This is a genomic window from Cupriavidus necator N-1, from assembly GCF_000219215.1.
Lineage (GTDB): Bacteria > Pseudomonadota > Gammaproteobacteria > Burkholderiales > Burkholderiaceae > Cupriavidus > Cupriavidus necator.
On record NC_015727.1, the window covers coordinates 511,635 to 524,899 of the forward strand.

At 61.1% G+C, this 13,265-nt stretch carries 12 protein-coding genes and 2 pseudogenes; 5 read left to right on the plus strand and 9 right to left on the minus strand.

Annotated features, from left to right (window positions below; genetic code table 11):
* Positions 1 to 46 precede the first annotated feature (46 nt).
* The 4 genes and pseudogenes from CNE_RS32430 to CNE_RS32445 all read right to left on the minus strand — a co-directional run.
* Positions 47 to 786, minus strand: a pseudogene (locus CNE_RS32430) (LysR family transcriptional regulator); the annotation flags it as partial.
* Between the two features lie 132 nt (positions 787 to 918).
* The gene (locus tag CNE_RS32435) at positions 919 to 1,503 is read right to left on the minus strand and encodes a DUF4334 domain-containing protein (protein ID WP_049800708.1); all 585 of its coding nucleotides are present in this window, start codon (positions 1,501 to 1,503) and stop codon (positions 919 to 921) included.
* An 81-nt stretch (positions 1,504 to 1,584) separates the two neighbouring features.
* Positions 1,585 to 2,343 (minus strand): type 1 glutamine amidotransferase domain-containing protein, encoded by a 759-nt coding sequence (locus CNE_RS32440; protein ID WP_013958973.1) that lies wholly within the window; start codon positions 2,341 to 2,343, stop codon positions 1,585 to 1,587.
* Entirely contained in the window at positions 2,325 to 3,140 is an 816-nt protein-coding gene (locus tag CNE_RS32445; RefSeq protein ID WP_013958974.1) for an SDR family oxidoreductase, read from the minus strand. The genes CNE_RS32440 and CNE_RS32445 overlap by 19 nt, the downstream gene beginning before the upstream one ends.
* A 96-nt stretch (positions 3,141 to 3,236) precedes the next feature.
* Here CNE_RS32445 and CNE_RS39880 point away from each other — a divergent pair, with 96 nt between their 5' ends.
* Together CNE_RS39880 and CNE_RS39885 are read left to right on the plus strand one after the other, a co-directional pair.
* Positions 3,237 to 4,142: an AraC family transcriptional regulator gene (locus tag CNE_RS39880; protein WP_013958975.1), complete on the plus strand. Its 906-nt coding sequence runs from the start codon at positions 3,237 to 3,239 to the stop codon at positions 4,140 to 4,142.
* A gap of 256 nt (positions 4,143 to 4,398) precedes the next feature.
* Entirely contained in the window at positions 4,399 to 4,698 is a 300-nt protein-coding gene (locus tag CNE_RS39885; RefSeq protein WP_238553237.1) for a 2Fe-2S iron-sulfur cluster-binding protein, read from the plus strand.
* Here the strand turns inward: CNE_RS39885 and CNE_RS32450 are convergent.
* On the minus strand, positions 4,626 to 5,015 hold the full coding sequence (locus CNE_RS32450; protein ID WP_013958976.1) for an antibiotic biosynthesis monooxygenase family protein: 390 nt from the start codon (positions 5,013 to 5,015) through the stop codon (positions 4,626 to 4,628). The two genes, CNE_RS39885 and CNE_RS32450, sit on opposite strands and share 73 nt — an antisense overlap.
* Positions 5,016 to 5,071: 56 nt before the next feature.
* Positions 5,072 to 5,965, minus strand: a complete 894-nt coding sequence (locus CNE_RS32455) for an NAD(P)/FAD-dependent oxidoreductase (RefSeq protein WP_041229020.1) — start codon at positions 5,963 to 5,965, stop codon at positions 5,072 to 5,074.
* 581 nt (positions 5,966 to 6,546) lie between these two features.
* Between CNE_RS32455 and CNE_RS32460 the strand changes: the two genes are divergently transcribed.
* Positions 6,547 to 7,005, plus strand: coding sequence for a (2Fe-2S)-binding protein (locus CNE_RS32460; RefSeq protein WP_041229216.1), 459 nt, complete (start codon positions 6,547 to 6,549; stop codon positions 7,003 to 7,005).
* 2 nt (positions 7,006 to 7,007) lie between these two features.
* The gene (locus CNE_RS32465) at positions 7,008 to 9,251 is read left to right on the plus strand and encodes a xanthine dehydrogenase family protein molybdopterin-binding subunit (protein WP_013958979.1); all 2,244 of its coding nucleotides are present in this window, start codon (positions 7,008 to 7,010) and stop codon (positions 9,249 to 9,251) included.
* Between the two features lie 113 nt (positions 9,252 to 9,364).
* Here CNE_RS32465 and CNE_RS32470 read toward each other — a convergent pair whose 3' ends face one another.
* From CNE_RS32470 to CNE_RS32480, 3 genes are read right to left on the minus strand one after another with little or no spacing between them, the layout of a single operon-like run.
* On the minus strand, positions 9,365 to 10,309 hold the full coding sequence (locus tag CNE_RS32470) for a patatin-like phospholipase family protein (protein ID WP_013958980.1): 945 nt from the start codon (positions 10,307 to 10,309) through the stop codon (positions 9,365 to 9,367).
* Entirely contained in the window at positions 10,306 to 11,010 is a 705-nt protein-coding gene (locus CNE_RS32475) for an NAD(P)H-binding protein (RefSeq protein ID WP_013958981.1), read from the minus strand. Before CNE_RS32475 ends, CNE_RS32470 begins: the two co-directional genes overlap by 4 nt.
* A complete protein-coding gene (locus CNE_RS32480; protein WP_013958982.1) occupies positions 11,010 to 12,020 on the minus strand; it encodes an AraC family transcriptional regulator in 1,011 nt (336 codons plus the stop codon). Before CNE_RS32480 ends, CNE_RS32475 begins: the two co-directional genes overlap by 1 nt.
* A gap of 125 nt (positions 12,021 to 12,145) precedes the next feature.
* Between CNE_RS32480 and CNE_RS32485 the strand changes: the two are divergent.
* Positions 12,146 to 13,165: pseudogene (locus CNE_RS32485) on the plus strand (ISKra4 family transposase); the annotation flags it as partial.
* Positions 13,166 to 13,265 lie beyond the last annotated feature (100 nt).

Consider the following 13,265-nt stretch of genomic DNA (forward strand, 5'->3'; position numbering starts at 1 on the left):
GGGTCAATCGAAATCAGGTGACACGACAACAATTCTGACGCCGGGGGATGTGCGCTGCGCTGGTCAACCCTAACGCAATGCCGGCTGCCACCAAAGCCATCATCAGATCGCACGAAGCGACACGCTCGGCAATTAGTGGTTCCATGTCTACCTTGCGCAGCACGCGCTCTATCTGCCGCGCGTGGCCCTCGCATGCATGCGGATCACACAACACAAGCGGAAAGCGCAGCACTTCTTCCAGGGGGATCCGCTTGTGCCGGAGCAGGTCGTGCCGGGCCGGCACTGCCACAACCAAGGCATCTGTCCACACCGCCTGTGCCACGAGGCCTTCACCAACGTCCTCGGTCTGGGCAAAGCCGACGTCATAAAGGTCGTCGCCCAACCCCTTGATTTGCTGCGACAGCGGTACCTCAAAGAAGCGGATGGCCACATCGGGCTCTTCCTCCCGACATTGCGCCAACAGGGCAGGCAGGCGCGAAGGCGTGATGCCATCGGACAGCGCCACGCGCAACTGGCCTTGGAAACCATTGGCCGCCGCCTTCACGCTGTCGCGCGCCTGCTTCAAGGCCGCGAAGACGCGCGGCACATGCTCAAGGAACAGCCTGCCCGCCCGCGTCAGCCGCGTGCTGCGGCTGGTGCGGACGAACAGCTGCTCACCCAGGTCTTCCTCCAGTTCTTTGATTGTGCGTGCAGCGGCGACTGCTCCATGTGCAACTTCATCGCCGCCCGAGCGAAGTGGAGTTCTTCGGCCACGGCAAGGAAACAGCGTAGATTGCGAAGCTCCATGTCCGTTCCTCGCTCGGTGTCTATCAACCCGTCGTCCGCCGTATTGTTGCCAGCCTGAGCGGCAGCGGACGGAGCAGTAGGACCGCTGCCAGGTTGGAGAGCACCCCGCTACGAAGGCCGGGACGTATTGGCTCACCCGAGCCGTTGCGCCGCCAGTTGGGACCAGTCGCCGCGATCAACGCTGACGGCACTGTCGTCATCGCGCTGCAGCACAAACGCGCCTGGCTGCGGGAACTCTTTAAAATCCATAATTCCAAGTACCGTTTGCGAATCAATCATCACGAAATGATCGAGTATCGGCTGCTGGTCGTAGATCAGAGTTCCTGTGACCTTTCCGCGATACTCGACCATACGCAGCCGACCGTGAGAGACGGTTGTGCTCAGGGCCAACGGGGAAAGTGTTGAAAAACGCGACACCATATCCGTGGGAGATAACTTCGCGCAGCCTATAAGTGGCAAAGGGCTGGGATCGATCGAAAAAAGCGTACTGGCGTCCGGGGACCGGATGATCAGCGGATATGCCTCATCCACGCTTTGGAACATTTTCCCGTACCAGCCGACAGCGCTCAGAAGACCGTCCATGGGGTGCCCGGTAGCGATCACAAAACCACTCCAGCAGCCAACTAGCGAATCGCTCGATAATGGATCAAGTTCATCGAAAGCGGCCAGTACCGCCGCAGTTGTAGAGACTCGATTCCGCAGCATTTCTGTCAGCATTTTTGTTTCCTTCTAACGTCGCAGCTCGACAATAAATTCAGGTGAACAAGCCCTTCCACTAAATAACCTTGCACACGGCCATCAATATTCATCGAGTGCATCCAACACGAGCGCCGCCGTCATGCCACTACTGTATTGCTGCTGCCCAGTAATGAGGCGGCCATCGCGAACGGCGAAGGGCTCGTCGACTCCCTGGCAGATAAAGGTCGTTCCGGCAATATTGGCGGCCTCGCCTTGAATAGTTTGGGCGTGAATCTTCATGCCGTAGCGGGCGTTCACCACCTCTTCCTCCGCGTCGGAGAAGCCTGTCCACTTCTTCCCCTCCGCCAGCATCTTTCCGTTGGAAAGCCGGGTCCAAAGCAGGAGGCAAGAGCCATGGCAGATCAACGAGACGACTTTCTCTTTCTCGTAGAACGACGCAATAAGCGAGTGAAGGGCCGTGTCATCTCTGAACGTCACGAGCGGACCGCCCCCGCCCGCGACCCATACGGCATCATAGTCGTCCACATTGACCTTGCTTATCGGGAGCGTGTTCTTCAAAAGCGCGCCGAACTTAGCATGGTGAACGAAGCCGAGGCTTACAAGATCGTTGGCATACGCTCCATTCGGCGCGCGCGGATCGCTATGGGTGTCGTACATTACCTCCCCGCCCAATGGCGAGGCCAAGTCCACCTGATGACCGGCTTCGGTGAACATCAAGAAGGCTCGCGTCATTTCCTCTGCAAAGAATCCGACTGGAACGCCTTTCAGTTTTGCCGTATTGGAAACAATAGACAATATACGGCGCGGCTTACGTTTCGTGCCGGAGCGGGTTTCAATTTTCAACTCTGATGCGGGCATAGAAGATCCTTCATATCTATCGATTGTTTCTGCTGACTCTGCGCTACATAGTTGGCTTGGGCCATCCAGGATCTGGCGTCTTCGCCAGCAGGGATCTTGAATGGTGCATTAGGCTCAGTTGCCGCGTGCCATACCGCTTCGGCGACGTCGCTCGCAAAGGTAACCGGCCCATTGTTCTCGCGAAAATCCGCGATCATTCCATCGATCAATGGCTTGTAGTCGGCACTATCCAGCCCCCGCAAATGCGCCCTTGCAACGCCGCTGAAACTTGTTTCCGGAGAACGGCCAGGAAGGACGAGATGCACGCGTACGCCAAACGGGCTCACCTCAAGCGCGAGTGATTCCGTCAGCGCGTTCACTGCCGTCTTGCTCGCGGCATAAGTGCCGACCAGCGGCAGCGCTTTGATCGTCACCGAAGAAGTGATGTTGATGATCGTTCCGCTGCGGCGCTCGCGGAACTGGGGGAGGACCGCCTGCATCATGGAGAGCGTGCCCAGCGTATTGGTCTCAAAAAGCTGACGCGCTGTATCAAGCTCGATCAGCTCAACTGGGACACCTGCGCCAAATCCGGCGTTGTTGACGAGCACATCAATTTCGCCAGCCTTTTGAACGGCGCTCCGGATGCTCTCGGGATCGGTGACATCGAGCGGGAGAACCATGAGGTTATCCGACGCTGGCAGGATGTCTGGTCTTACGTTGCGCATGGTGGCGATAACGCTCCAACCGCGCTGAAGGAATACTTTGGCGGTTAAGAGGCCAAAGCCGGATGAACAGCCTGTGATGAGGACAGTGGGCATAAATGACTCCGTGATGGATGACTGATTTGATTGTAGATTTCAATAACCAGACCATCTATAGTCAAAGGTCCACAAATCATCTTCGATAGTCCTGATATGACTGTAGACCCACTCTCAGAGATCGTGACGCTCCTGCAGCCGTCCGCCGGCCTTTCCAAACAAGTCGAGTACACAGGAAGCTGGCGCATCCGCCGCGATCCGGAAAGCAAGCCCGTCTACTTCGCCGTTCTAGAGGGCGGTTGTCGTGTAGTGGGGCCTGGCCGATCGCCTATCCTTCTTCGTGCCGGCGACTTCGTCCTATCCCCCTCGGCCAATGAACAGACGATCGAAAGCATCGATGCACCACCGGAAGGTGCCTACGTGCTGCCTGTAGAGATTGGGGAGGGCCGGTTTAGAGTTGGGCCTCCGACGGAGCCGGTCAATCTCAGGATGCAATATGGGCTATGCCGATTTGCCTCGCCCGATGCCGCACTGCTCGTCTCTCTGCTGCCATCACTAGTAGTCGCACGCGGCGAGCCACGACTTGAGCAGTTACTGCAGCTTGTCAGTGATGAAACGCGTCAGTTTCGACCTGGACGCGATCTGGTGTTGGAGCGTCTTCTTGAGGTTCTCATGATCGAAGCTCTACGCTGCGGGACCGAGATGGCCTCGGTGCCAAGCTTGGCTCGCGGCCTGTCGGATGTTCGCTTGGCTCCGGCTCTGCGGGCGGTACATGCACGACCGGATAGCGATTGGACTGTGACCAAACTCGCAATTGAAGCTGGCATGTCTCGCTCGGCCTTCTTCGCACGGTTTGGTCGCATCGTGGGGCTGGCTCCGATGGAATATGTTCTCGCTTGGCGCATGGCTCTCGCGAAGCGCCTGCTGCGCGCACACGATCTTGCAACTGAGCGTATTGCTACACAGGTTGGGTATAGCTCTGCAAGCACGTTCACCACCGCTTTCACGCGCCATGTTGGAATGACCCCATTGCGCTATGCGCGATCCACTGATATCCCCTGAGTTCTGTGCCGCAAACGCTTCGCCCGGTCAAACTGCCGAGTTACGCGTCATTGTGATCTACGCCGCGCCCCCGATCATCACCGACCGCTGCCTGGGACGCCAGCGCACGCGGCACGAACCGCGGAGGCATGGGCGACCCCTTACCTGCAACACGCGATCGACACAGCCTTAAGAAGCCGGTGCCCGATGCCTGCAATCCCCCTGCCCTAAGGTCTGTTTACAGAGGGGATTTCCACATCGCTGGAAAGAAGCTGGAATAGATGCTCCGTATTCATGCCGCGAAGGAACATGCGGCACATGCCAAACAGCCGTGGTGGCCGGGATTCCTCAGAACAGAAATTCCACCCTCTTGCAGCAGGAACGGACGTCGAGCAGAACGATGATGATTTGTTGTGGAAGCAGCAAATGCCCACGATTGGTGTTGGACACTTGTGGGCGGCCCCAGACCGAAATGCCCTTCATATCCAAGTCGCCATTTCGGAGTCAGGCTGTGCAGAAGCCGGGGACGGCGACCTTCTGGAACAGGTGCGGGCTGCCTACGACGGATGACGGATAGGCCGAAAGCTTCGCGACGAACTCGGGATGGGTGAGGCCGGCGCGGACCGTCTCGGTGGATTCCCACACCACATAGTTCAGGTAAGTCGGGCTATCGCCGATCGCTCGATGCAGTTGCATGGAAATGAAGCCCGGTTGCTTCGTTATGATCTCGGCAGCCGCCTTGAAAACGTCCAGGAAGCCCGCTTCGTCGGCGTAATCGAGCGTGAAGAGGTTGATGAGCACGACTGGCGCCGCCGCGATGCCGAGTTGGCGTTCAAGCGGGAATCTATCGTCTAGCGGTTTGAATTTACGGTCTTGCGGCTTTAGGTCAGCCATGGTGGCGCTCCCGTCTACTGTGAAATTGAAAATGGCGTGATCGATGCTGCTTGCACTCAAGCCAGCATGGACTGCTGGGCGGAGATGCCGGCCGTTGCGCCCTGCCATGATGCCGTGGTGACCGAGGGCAATCCGGGGTTGGCGAGGTCGCCGGCGGCGTAGATGCCGGGCATACTGGTTTCGCGGCGCTCGTCCACCTTGAGGGCGATGCCGGTTGGCGTATTGTCCGTGGCGAGGCCGAGTGATTCATGCAGGCTTGCGGACGGCTTGGTACGCGGATGCGCGAACAGAATGTCGACCGCGACATCGGGGGCGCTATCGAGTTTTACCGTGGCATTACGACCTCCGTGACGGACGATTTCGGTAATCCGGCCATCAACGACAGGTGCGTTGCGGCGCGCCAGATCGGCCCGGGTATCGGGTGCAATGTCGTGACCATCGGCGAAGACCGTCAACCTGTCGGTCCAATCGTGGAACAGCCTGACCTGATTAATCGACTGCGGGCCGGACCAGACGAGACCCCAATGCTGGCCAGCGACTTCAAAGCCATCGCAATAGGGGCAAGGCACAATGTATGTGCCCCAGCTTTCGACATACCCCGGAACAGCGGGCATCTGGTCGACAACGCCATAGCTCAGGATCAGGCGGCGCGCCCTGAGGCTTTCACCATCGCCAGTGAGGACGGAGAAATCGTCGATGGCGCCGGAGACGCTCTCGGCTCGGGCACTGACCAGTTTGATTGTGGGATAGCGCGCCAGCTGCTGCCGCGCCTCGGCCAGGATGCCCAGCGGCGGGCTGTGGTCGTGGCCGAGCACGCCATGCGAGTGGCCGGCGAAGCGATTGCGCGGCAGGCCGGTATCGAGAACGGTGACCTTGCGGCGGGCACGGCCGAGCTGCAGTGCGGCGGCGAGGCCGGCAAAGCTGCCTCCGATGATGATGACGTCATTCATGGTGATGGGCTCCGTTTTGTCGATGGAGGGGCTGGGCTTGGGGGGCCGAGTAAGAAACGCCGGCCGCAGCGATCCGCCTCTGGGCAGTAGTCCGCGGCGCGGTTGCATTCGGTAACGGTAGAGGGCGCGGCGGTAACGCGCCAGTTCGGCAATCAACTCGTCGGTGGCAACAGCCAGGTCTCCTCCTATTTGGCGTAATTCGCTGTTATTTTGGCGCGGTCCGCTAGACACTTGGCGCTTCCCCTGGCTCAAGATTGGTATCCACAGTCGAACGCGTTCCGGCCGGGACCCTATGCGATCTGGCGCAGAAAATCTGCGGCTGGGAAATTCGCTTGTCACTGATATTGCCCGGAAGTATTTACCGTCGACTGCTCAAGTCGGCTTCGGGTCGGAGACTCCAGTTCATTGCGGCTGAGCTTTAAATGTGTTTGACGATGATGTCAAAGCCCCACAGCGCCAGCGGGAGGCGTCGCCAAGGAATGTTCTTTGCGACTGCACAGTTCCTTCTCCTGGGCTGCGGCCACACGGCCTCTCCCGACCCGATCGAGAAACATCGCCCTCCAAACTCTAAGGATGCAAAGATGAACCTGAACGTCAATGGCCGCGACTACGCGTTCGACGTGGAACCCGAGATGCCCCTCCTTTGGGCATTGCGGGACGAATTGCGCATTACCGGGCCCAAGTACGGTTGCGGAGTCGGCTACTGCGGCGCCTGCACGGTACACATGAATGGCACGCCAGTCCGATCGTGCTCGATGCCTGTCGGGGCGGTGTCGGGACCGGTTGTGACGATCGAGGGCCTGGGCCAGCCAGATGCGCTTCATGCGGTGCAGCGGGCCTGGATTGAGCATCAAGTCGCACAGTGCGGCTATTGCCAGGCAGGCCAGATGATGACGGCGGCGGCGTTCCTCGCCGCAACGCCTGCGCCCACGGACAAACAGATTGATGACGCCATGTCGGCCAATCTGTGCCGCTGCGGCACCTACCCACGTATCCGCGAGGCGACCAAGACCGCCGCCAAGTTGCTGAAGGGAGTGTGATCATGGGACGCGTAGCCACCATTACACGTCGCACGTTCTTGATTGGCTCGGCAGCACTTGCCGGCGGCGTGGCATTCGGCATCTACAAGTTCAAGCGCGAGCTGCCCAATCCGCTGCTCCATGAACTGTCCAGCGGCGAGGCCGCCATTACACCTTATGTGAAAATTGACGCCAATGGCATCACGCTGATCACGCCGCGCGGTGACAAAGGACAAGGCGCCTACTCTGTGCAGGCCTATCTGCTGGCTGAAGAGCTCGACGTCGACCCCTTGAAGGTACGCCTGAGCCCGGGCCTCCCAGATGCGGCCTACTACAACGGCGCAGTGTTGGAAGAAGCCGCGCCGAAGCCATCGTACGACGATAGCTGGCTGGCTGAGCGCATGCGCGCCTCCATGGAGGCACCGGCCAAGTTGCTGGGGATGCAGGTGACGGGCGGTTCGTCAACCGTGAGAGATGCCTTCGTCAAGCTCCGTACGGCCGGCGCCGTGGCGCGCGAAACGCTGAAGGAAGCGGCGGCACGCCAAAGTGGCGTGCCTCGCGACCAGCTCAAGACCGAAGATGGGCACGTGATCCTGCCTGATGGCAAGCGCATCGCCTACACGCAGCTGGCCGCGGCTGCGGCCACGCTCGAGCCCGTGCGCGGAATCCCGCTTCGGTCCGAGTCGCAGTGGCGCTATCTGGGCAAAGCCGTGCCTCGGGTCGACATGATGCGCAAGTGCACGGGCACAGAGGTGTACGGAATCGACTTCGCTGTTGAAGGCATGGTCTACGCGAGCGTACGCGCAAACCCCGGCATCGGCGCGCCGGTCAAGCGCTTCGACGCCACCAAGGCAGAGAAGATGCGTGGCATCAAGAAGATCGTGCCGATCCGCTCCGGCGTTGGCGTCATCGCTGACAACACCTGGCGCGCGTTCCAGGCCGTCAATGCGATAGACATCGAGTGGGCAGCTGCCAACTATCCCGGCGACCAGGCTGAACTCTGGAAAAGCCTGGCGGACAGCTTTACCGATAAGCGACGCGACTCGCGCCCGCGCAATGATGGAGACGTTGACAAAGCCTTGCGCACTGGCCACGTTATCGAGGCCGAGTACCGGGTGCCCTATCTCGCGCATGCGCCGATGGAGCCCATGAATGCCGTCGTGCGCGTCATGGACGATCGCTGCGAAATCTGGACCGGCACGCAGATTCCCGGCTTCGTGCAGGAGCACGCCGCGAAGCTGACCGGCCTGGCCAAGGAGAAGGTGCTCGTCCATGGGTTGCCGATGGGCGGCAGCTTTGGCCATCGGCTGGAGGACACACACGTCTTGCAGGCGGTCGAACTGGCCATGGCCGTGAAGGGCACACCGGTCAAGCTGACTTGGTCACGTGAAGAGGACATGTCGCACGACTACCCGCGGCCGGCGGGGATTGCTCGGGGGCTCGGTGCCATCAAGGACGGTCACGTTGAGGTCTACGATCTGTCGATCGCGTCATCCTCGGTCGCTGCGTCGTGGCTGGGGCGCCTCATGGGGGCGCCACCCGGGCCCGACCAGAGCATAATCGCTGGCGCCTGGGACCAGCCGTTTGCAATCCCGCATTACCGTGTGTCAGGCTACCGCGCGCCGGAAACGGTCCCCGTGAGTTCATGGCGGTCCGTGGGCGCCTCTGGCAGCGCCTTCTTTCATGATGGATTTCTAGATGAGCTAATCCACGCTGCGGGCGCCGATCCCCTCGAAGAGCGCATTCGGCTTTGTCACCACGACCTGTCACGCAAAGTGCTCGAAGCGGTGGGGCAGATGTCGGGATGGAACGGGCCGAAAACCGAAGCGAACAGGGGCCGCGGCGTCGCCTTTTGCATGGCATTCGGGGTGCCGGTGGCGCAGGTCATCGAGGTCACGAAGACAAGCAAAGGCATCAGAATTGACAAGGTGTTTGTGGCGATGGAAGTCGGCAAAGTGCTGGATCCCCGCAACTTCGAAGCCCAAGCCACAGGCGGCATCATCTGGGGTCTTGGCCACGCCATCCATGGCGAGTTGACCTACCAGGGTCACCGGCCAAGGCAGTCGAACTTCACAGCCTACGAGAGCCTGAAGCTCTACCAGGTACCGAAGATCGAGGTCCGCGCGTTGACTAACGGGTCGAAAATCCATGGCATAGGCGAGCCGACGGTCCCGCCCGCCGCGCCGGCACTCGCCAACGCCATCTTTGCGGCTACGGGCCAGCGCATTCGGGAGTTGCCGCTGCGCAAGCACATCGAGTTCGCCTGATCCGCGCTTCTCGGGAGGCGCCTCGCCGTCGTGTCTTCAGCCATGCGATGGTACGAAATCGCACCAGCAGGTTTGAACATCGAGGCGCACCGAAAAGGAGTCTGCCTGGCGGCCTAGTCCGCGGCGCCATGGCGCCGCATGGTAGCCCGCAGCGCCGGCAGCGCAGCGGCCACGGCCTCGTATCCGAGCCGCCTGGCCGTCTCCCGGCCCTCGGCGTCATCGATACCGGCAGGCGTAATCGCCGGCGCGATCAACACATCGGCCGATGCCGCTTCCGGTAGGGACAGCTGACAGCTCTGCATCTGGGACACTCGCAGCAACATCGACACCGCAGAATTCGACGGGTATCGAGGACCATGACAGTAGATGTCCACGGCGATGACCACATCGGCGCCCAGTGCGCGGGCTGCGTAGACGGGCACCAACGAGGTGACGCCGCCGTCGACGAAAACGTGGCCGGTGGACTGCACCGGCAAAAATACGCCCGGGATCGCCGCCGACGCCCGCAGCGCCTCGCCGGCATCCCCGCGGGTGATTACGTAGGGCAGTGAGCGTTCGATGTCCGTCGACACCGCGGCGAACTGCACTGGAAAATGTTCGATCGTCTGTTGCCCGACCAGGATATTCCCCCAGTGCGCCAGGGCCTCGCCTTTCACGAATCCCGGTCCACTGAGCGTGACATCGACCAAGGATCTCACACGCATGGAGCTGGCCTGTTGCCAGAGCTGGTCTGGGGACGCACCCGAGGCGTATGCGGCGCCGATGATCGACCCGATCGAAGTTCCGACGACCAGATCGGGATGAATGCCGGCGTCCTTCAGCGCCTGCAGCACCCCGATGTGCGCATAGCCGCGCAGGCCTCCGCCCCCCAGCGCGATAGCAATCCGGGGCGGCATTGCGCTCCTGTCGGAGACAGGGGTCGCCGCCTGCGTCTGCAACGCGCCATCCACCAGCCACGCGCCGCCGAAGCCCACGGATCGGTCGGGCGTGCCCGCGCATGCTGCCAGAAGGCTGGCTGAAAATAGTAGGGGAAACAAGCGACGCCGCATGCGCTTCATCGGTAGGACGTCTCGGTCACCAGCTTGCCTCCGATTCTGTCGAGCATATCGGAAGCCAGCACGACTACCCCCTTGGCCGTTGGCACGGTGTTCACCAGCGCCTGCGCCACCGCACGTGCGCGCACCGGCCGGTAGACCCCGGGAAGGATGGGTGCGAGCAATTTCGCTATCGGAATCGCGAGCTTCTCGCCGATCCGCGGAGGCTGCTGCAAGCCATCCCGGTTGTCCAGCAGCAAAGAGGGCTGGGCCATCACCAGCGCGTTGAGACGCATCGCCTTCAGCGCATCCTCCAGCTCTCCTTTGACGCGGTTGTAGAACATGGAGGATTGCGCGTTGGCGCCCACCGCGCTGACCAGACCCACGCGTTGGACTCCCGCAGCGACTGCGCCCCTGGCCAGCGCCAGATTGGCGTCCAGATCGACGGCGCGAAACGCCGCCTGGCTGCCTGCCACCTTGATGGTCGTGCCGAGCGCCAAATAGACCTCGTCGGCCGGGGGCAGCGCGGGCAATCGGCGGAAGTCGACGATGTGGACCTGGAGCTTAGGGTGTCTGATGTTCAAGGCCCGGCGGCTCAGCGCATGCACCTCTGAAACCGTGCTATCGGCAAGCAAGACCTCAAGCATGAGGCCACCGACAAGCCCGGTCGCACCCGAGAGCAGCACCCTTCGTTGATCAGCAAGCATGGAGATGACAGTATCCATCAGTTCAGACGCATGGCATGACGGATACTGTCAGGTGTCTGACCTGTCCAATCGTGGAATGCGCGATAGAAGGAATTGGGTTCTTCGAAGCCGAGCAGGAAGGCGATCTCGCCGCCGGACATGGATGTGTTCTGCAGATAGTGACGCGCCAGACTCTCCCGCGTACTGCTGACCAACGCGCGAAAATTTTCCCCCTCATCTTCGAGGCGACGCTGCAGCGTGCGTTTGCTCATGCCCAAGCGCTCGGCGGCCCGTTCAATGGTGGCCGAATTGCTGGGCAGCAGCTCCAGCAAAACCGCGCGCACGCGTTCCGCCGTCGCCGCCATGGCATCCAGTTCGCTGAGCCTCTGGCGCAGGGCGGGCTCGAACACGCGCCACATGCCTTTGTTGACTGTAAGGAACGGTCGCAAGGCGTCTGCAGCGGCAAAGGTGATGCTTGGACTCGCCCCATGTTGGACGGGCGTGCCAAAGAAGGCCTCGTAACGGCGAGCGTAGGCGCTGGGCGGGAGTTCGGGGAGTACCACGCGAAGCGCCTTGACGGTCTCGCGGGTCGCAAGCCGGGCGAGTCGCAAGAAGAACGCGAGTTCGGCTACTTGCAATGAGTAAGGGACGTCGGTCTGCACGGACAGCCAGCGCGGCGACACTGTCAGTTCGCCCAGTTTGCCTACCTCGACCTCCAGGCTCATGGGCGCCACGAGTTGCTTGTACTTGGCCAGGCGCTGGACCGCCTGCATCAGGGTAGCACTGCACAGGGCAGCGAACAGGGGCGGATCGAAGGACTCAGCCGAGACGGTCTCGGCGATGCGCAAGGGGAACATCACGTCGCCGGCCTCCATTTCCAGCGCACGCCAGAAACGGAAATACTCGTCAGTGGTGAGCCCATGCCCTTCACGGGAAAGCAGGTCTTCTGGCAGCCCAGCCCTACGCAGCACATGACTGGCTTGAACGCCAAAGTCCTTCAGTAGGGTCTGCCAGCCGATGCTCAAGGAAAAGGTTTGGTTGCGTGTCATTGGCTACTCATCAACGCGCCCAGTCCGGGCCATTCTCTGCTGAATCCGGGCGTCCAGTATAGGGAAGGGCAGAGTACCCTTGACCTGCAAACGGTGCCAGTCACGATTCAATATGCGCCAAAACGCTGCAGTATCTCGAGGTCAAGTTTGCAGCGTTGATGTCGTATGGTCTGACCGTCAACGTCCTGCAAGAGGTGTTGCCGCTCGATCATGTGCTGGCAGCCAGCTCGATCCGGCGCCAGGTCACCACGCTCGGTCGCAGGCTGGAAGCGGAACAGGCCACCGACGCCCGGCAGCAGGCGGAGGTGGCGGCGAGCGGCCGCTCGCCCGAGATCCCGGAGCCCAGTCCGGTCCGCGCCGTCGGCATTGACGGCGGCTACCTTCGGCTGGCCGGCCACCGGCGCCGGCAGGACGGCTGGTTTGAAGTGATCGTCGGGAAGTCCCTGCGGGATCAGGATGGCGGGCATAGTTTTGCCTACGTGCACAAGTTGGAGCGCCGACCGGCCGATCGTATGTGGAACTTCCTGCTACGAGAAGGTGTGCAACCTAGTAAGCCGGTTACCTTCCTGTCGGACGGCGGGGATACCGTACGGTTTGCCCAACTCGGCTTTGGTGACCGCGGTGAGTACGTTCTCGATTGGTTCCACATCGCCATGCGGGTACAGAACCTCGAGCAGATGATCAAGGGTCGGCCGGCACACTGTGACGGTCCCAGCAACGCAGCCTTGATCAAGGCGCTGCATGGCGCCAAGTGGCACCTGTGGCACGGCTGCCCCCATCCGGCGTTGCGCCGACTGGAAAGCCTCGGCTGGGATCTGGACGCTGAGGGCAGCCCCGAAGAGGCCAAACTCCTCGGTAAGCTCGAGGAGTTCATTGTCTACCTCGACAACAACCGGCACTTCATCGTGAACTACGGTGACCGCTATCGGCATGGGGAGCCCATTGCATCAGGTTTTGTCGAGTCGGCCGTCAACCAGGTGGTCAGCAAGCGATTCGTCAAACGGCAGCAGATGGCCTGGCGGCCTCGGCACGCGCACAACCTGCTGCAAATCCGGACCGCCGTGCTCAATAACCAGCTCCGGTCTTACGTTGAACGCTGGTATCCCTCCATCGCCGGAGAAGAAGACCACCGCCTTGCCGCTTAGTCAGCCCCCGGTTTGGCGCGGTCTCTGTTTCTTGGGGTCATCGTACTTTTTGCGAAATCTGGCGCCAACGAGCCGGAATGCCGCTTGCAGCAACGCCTCA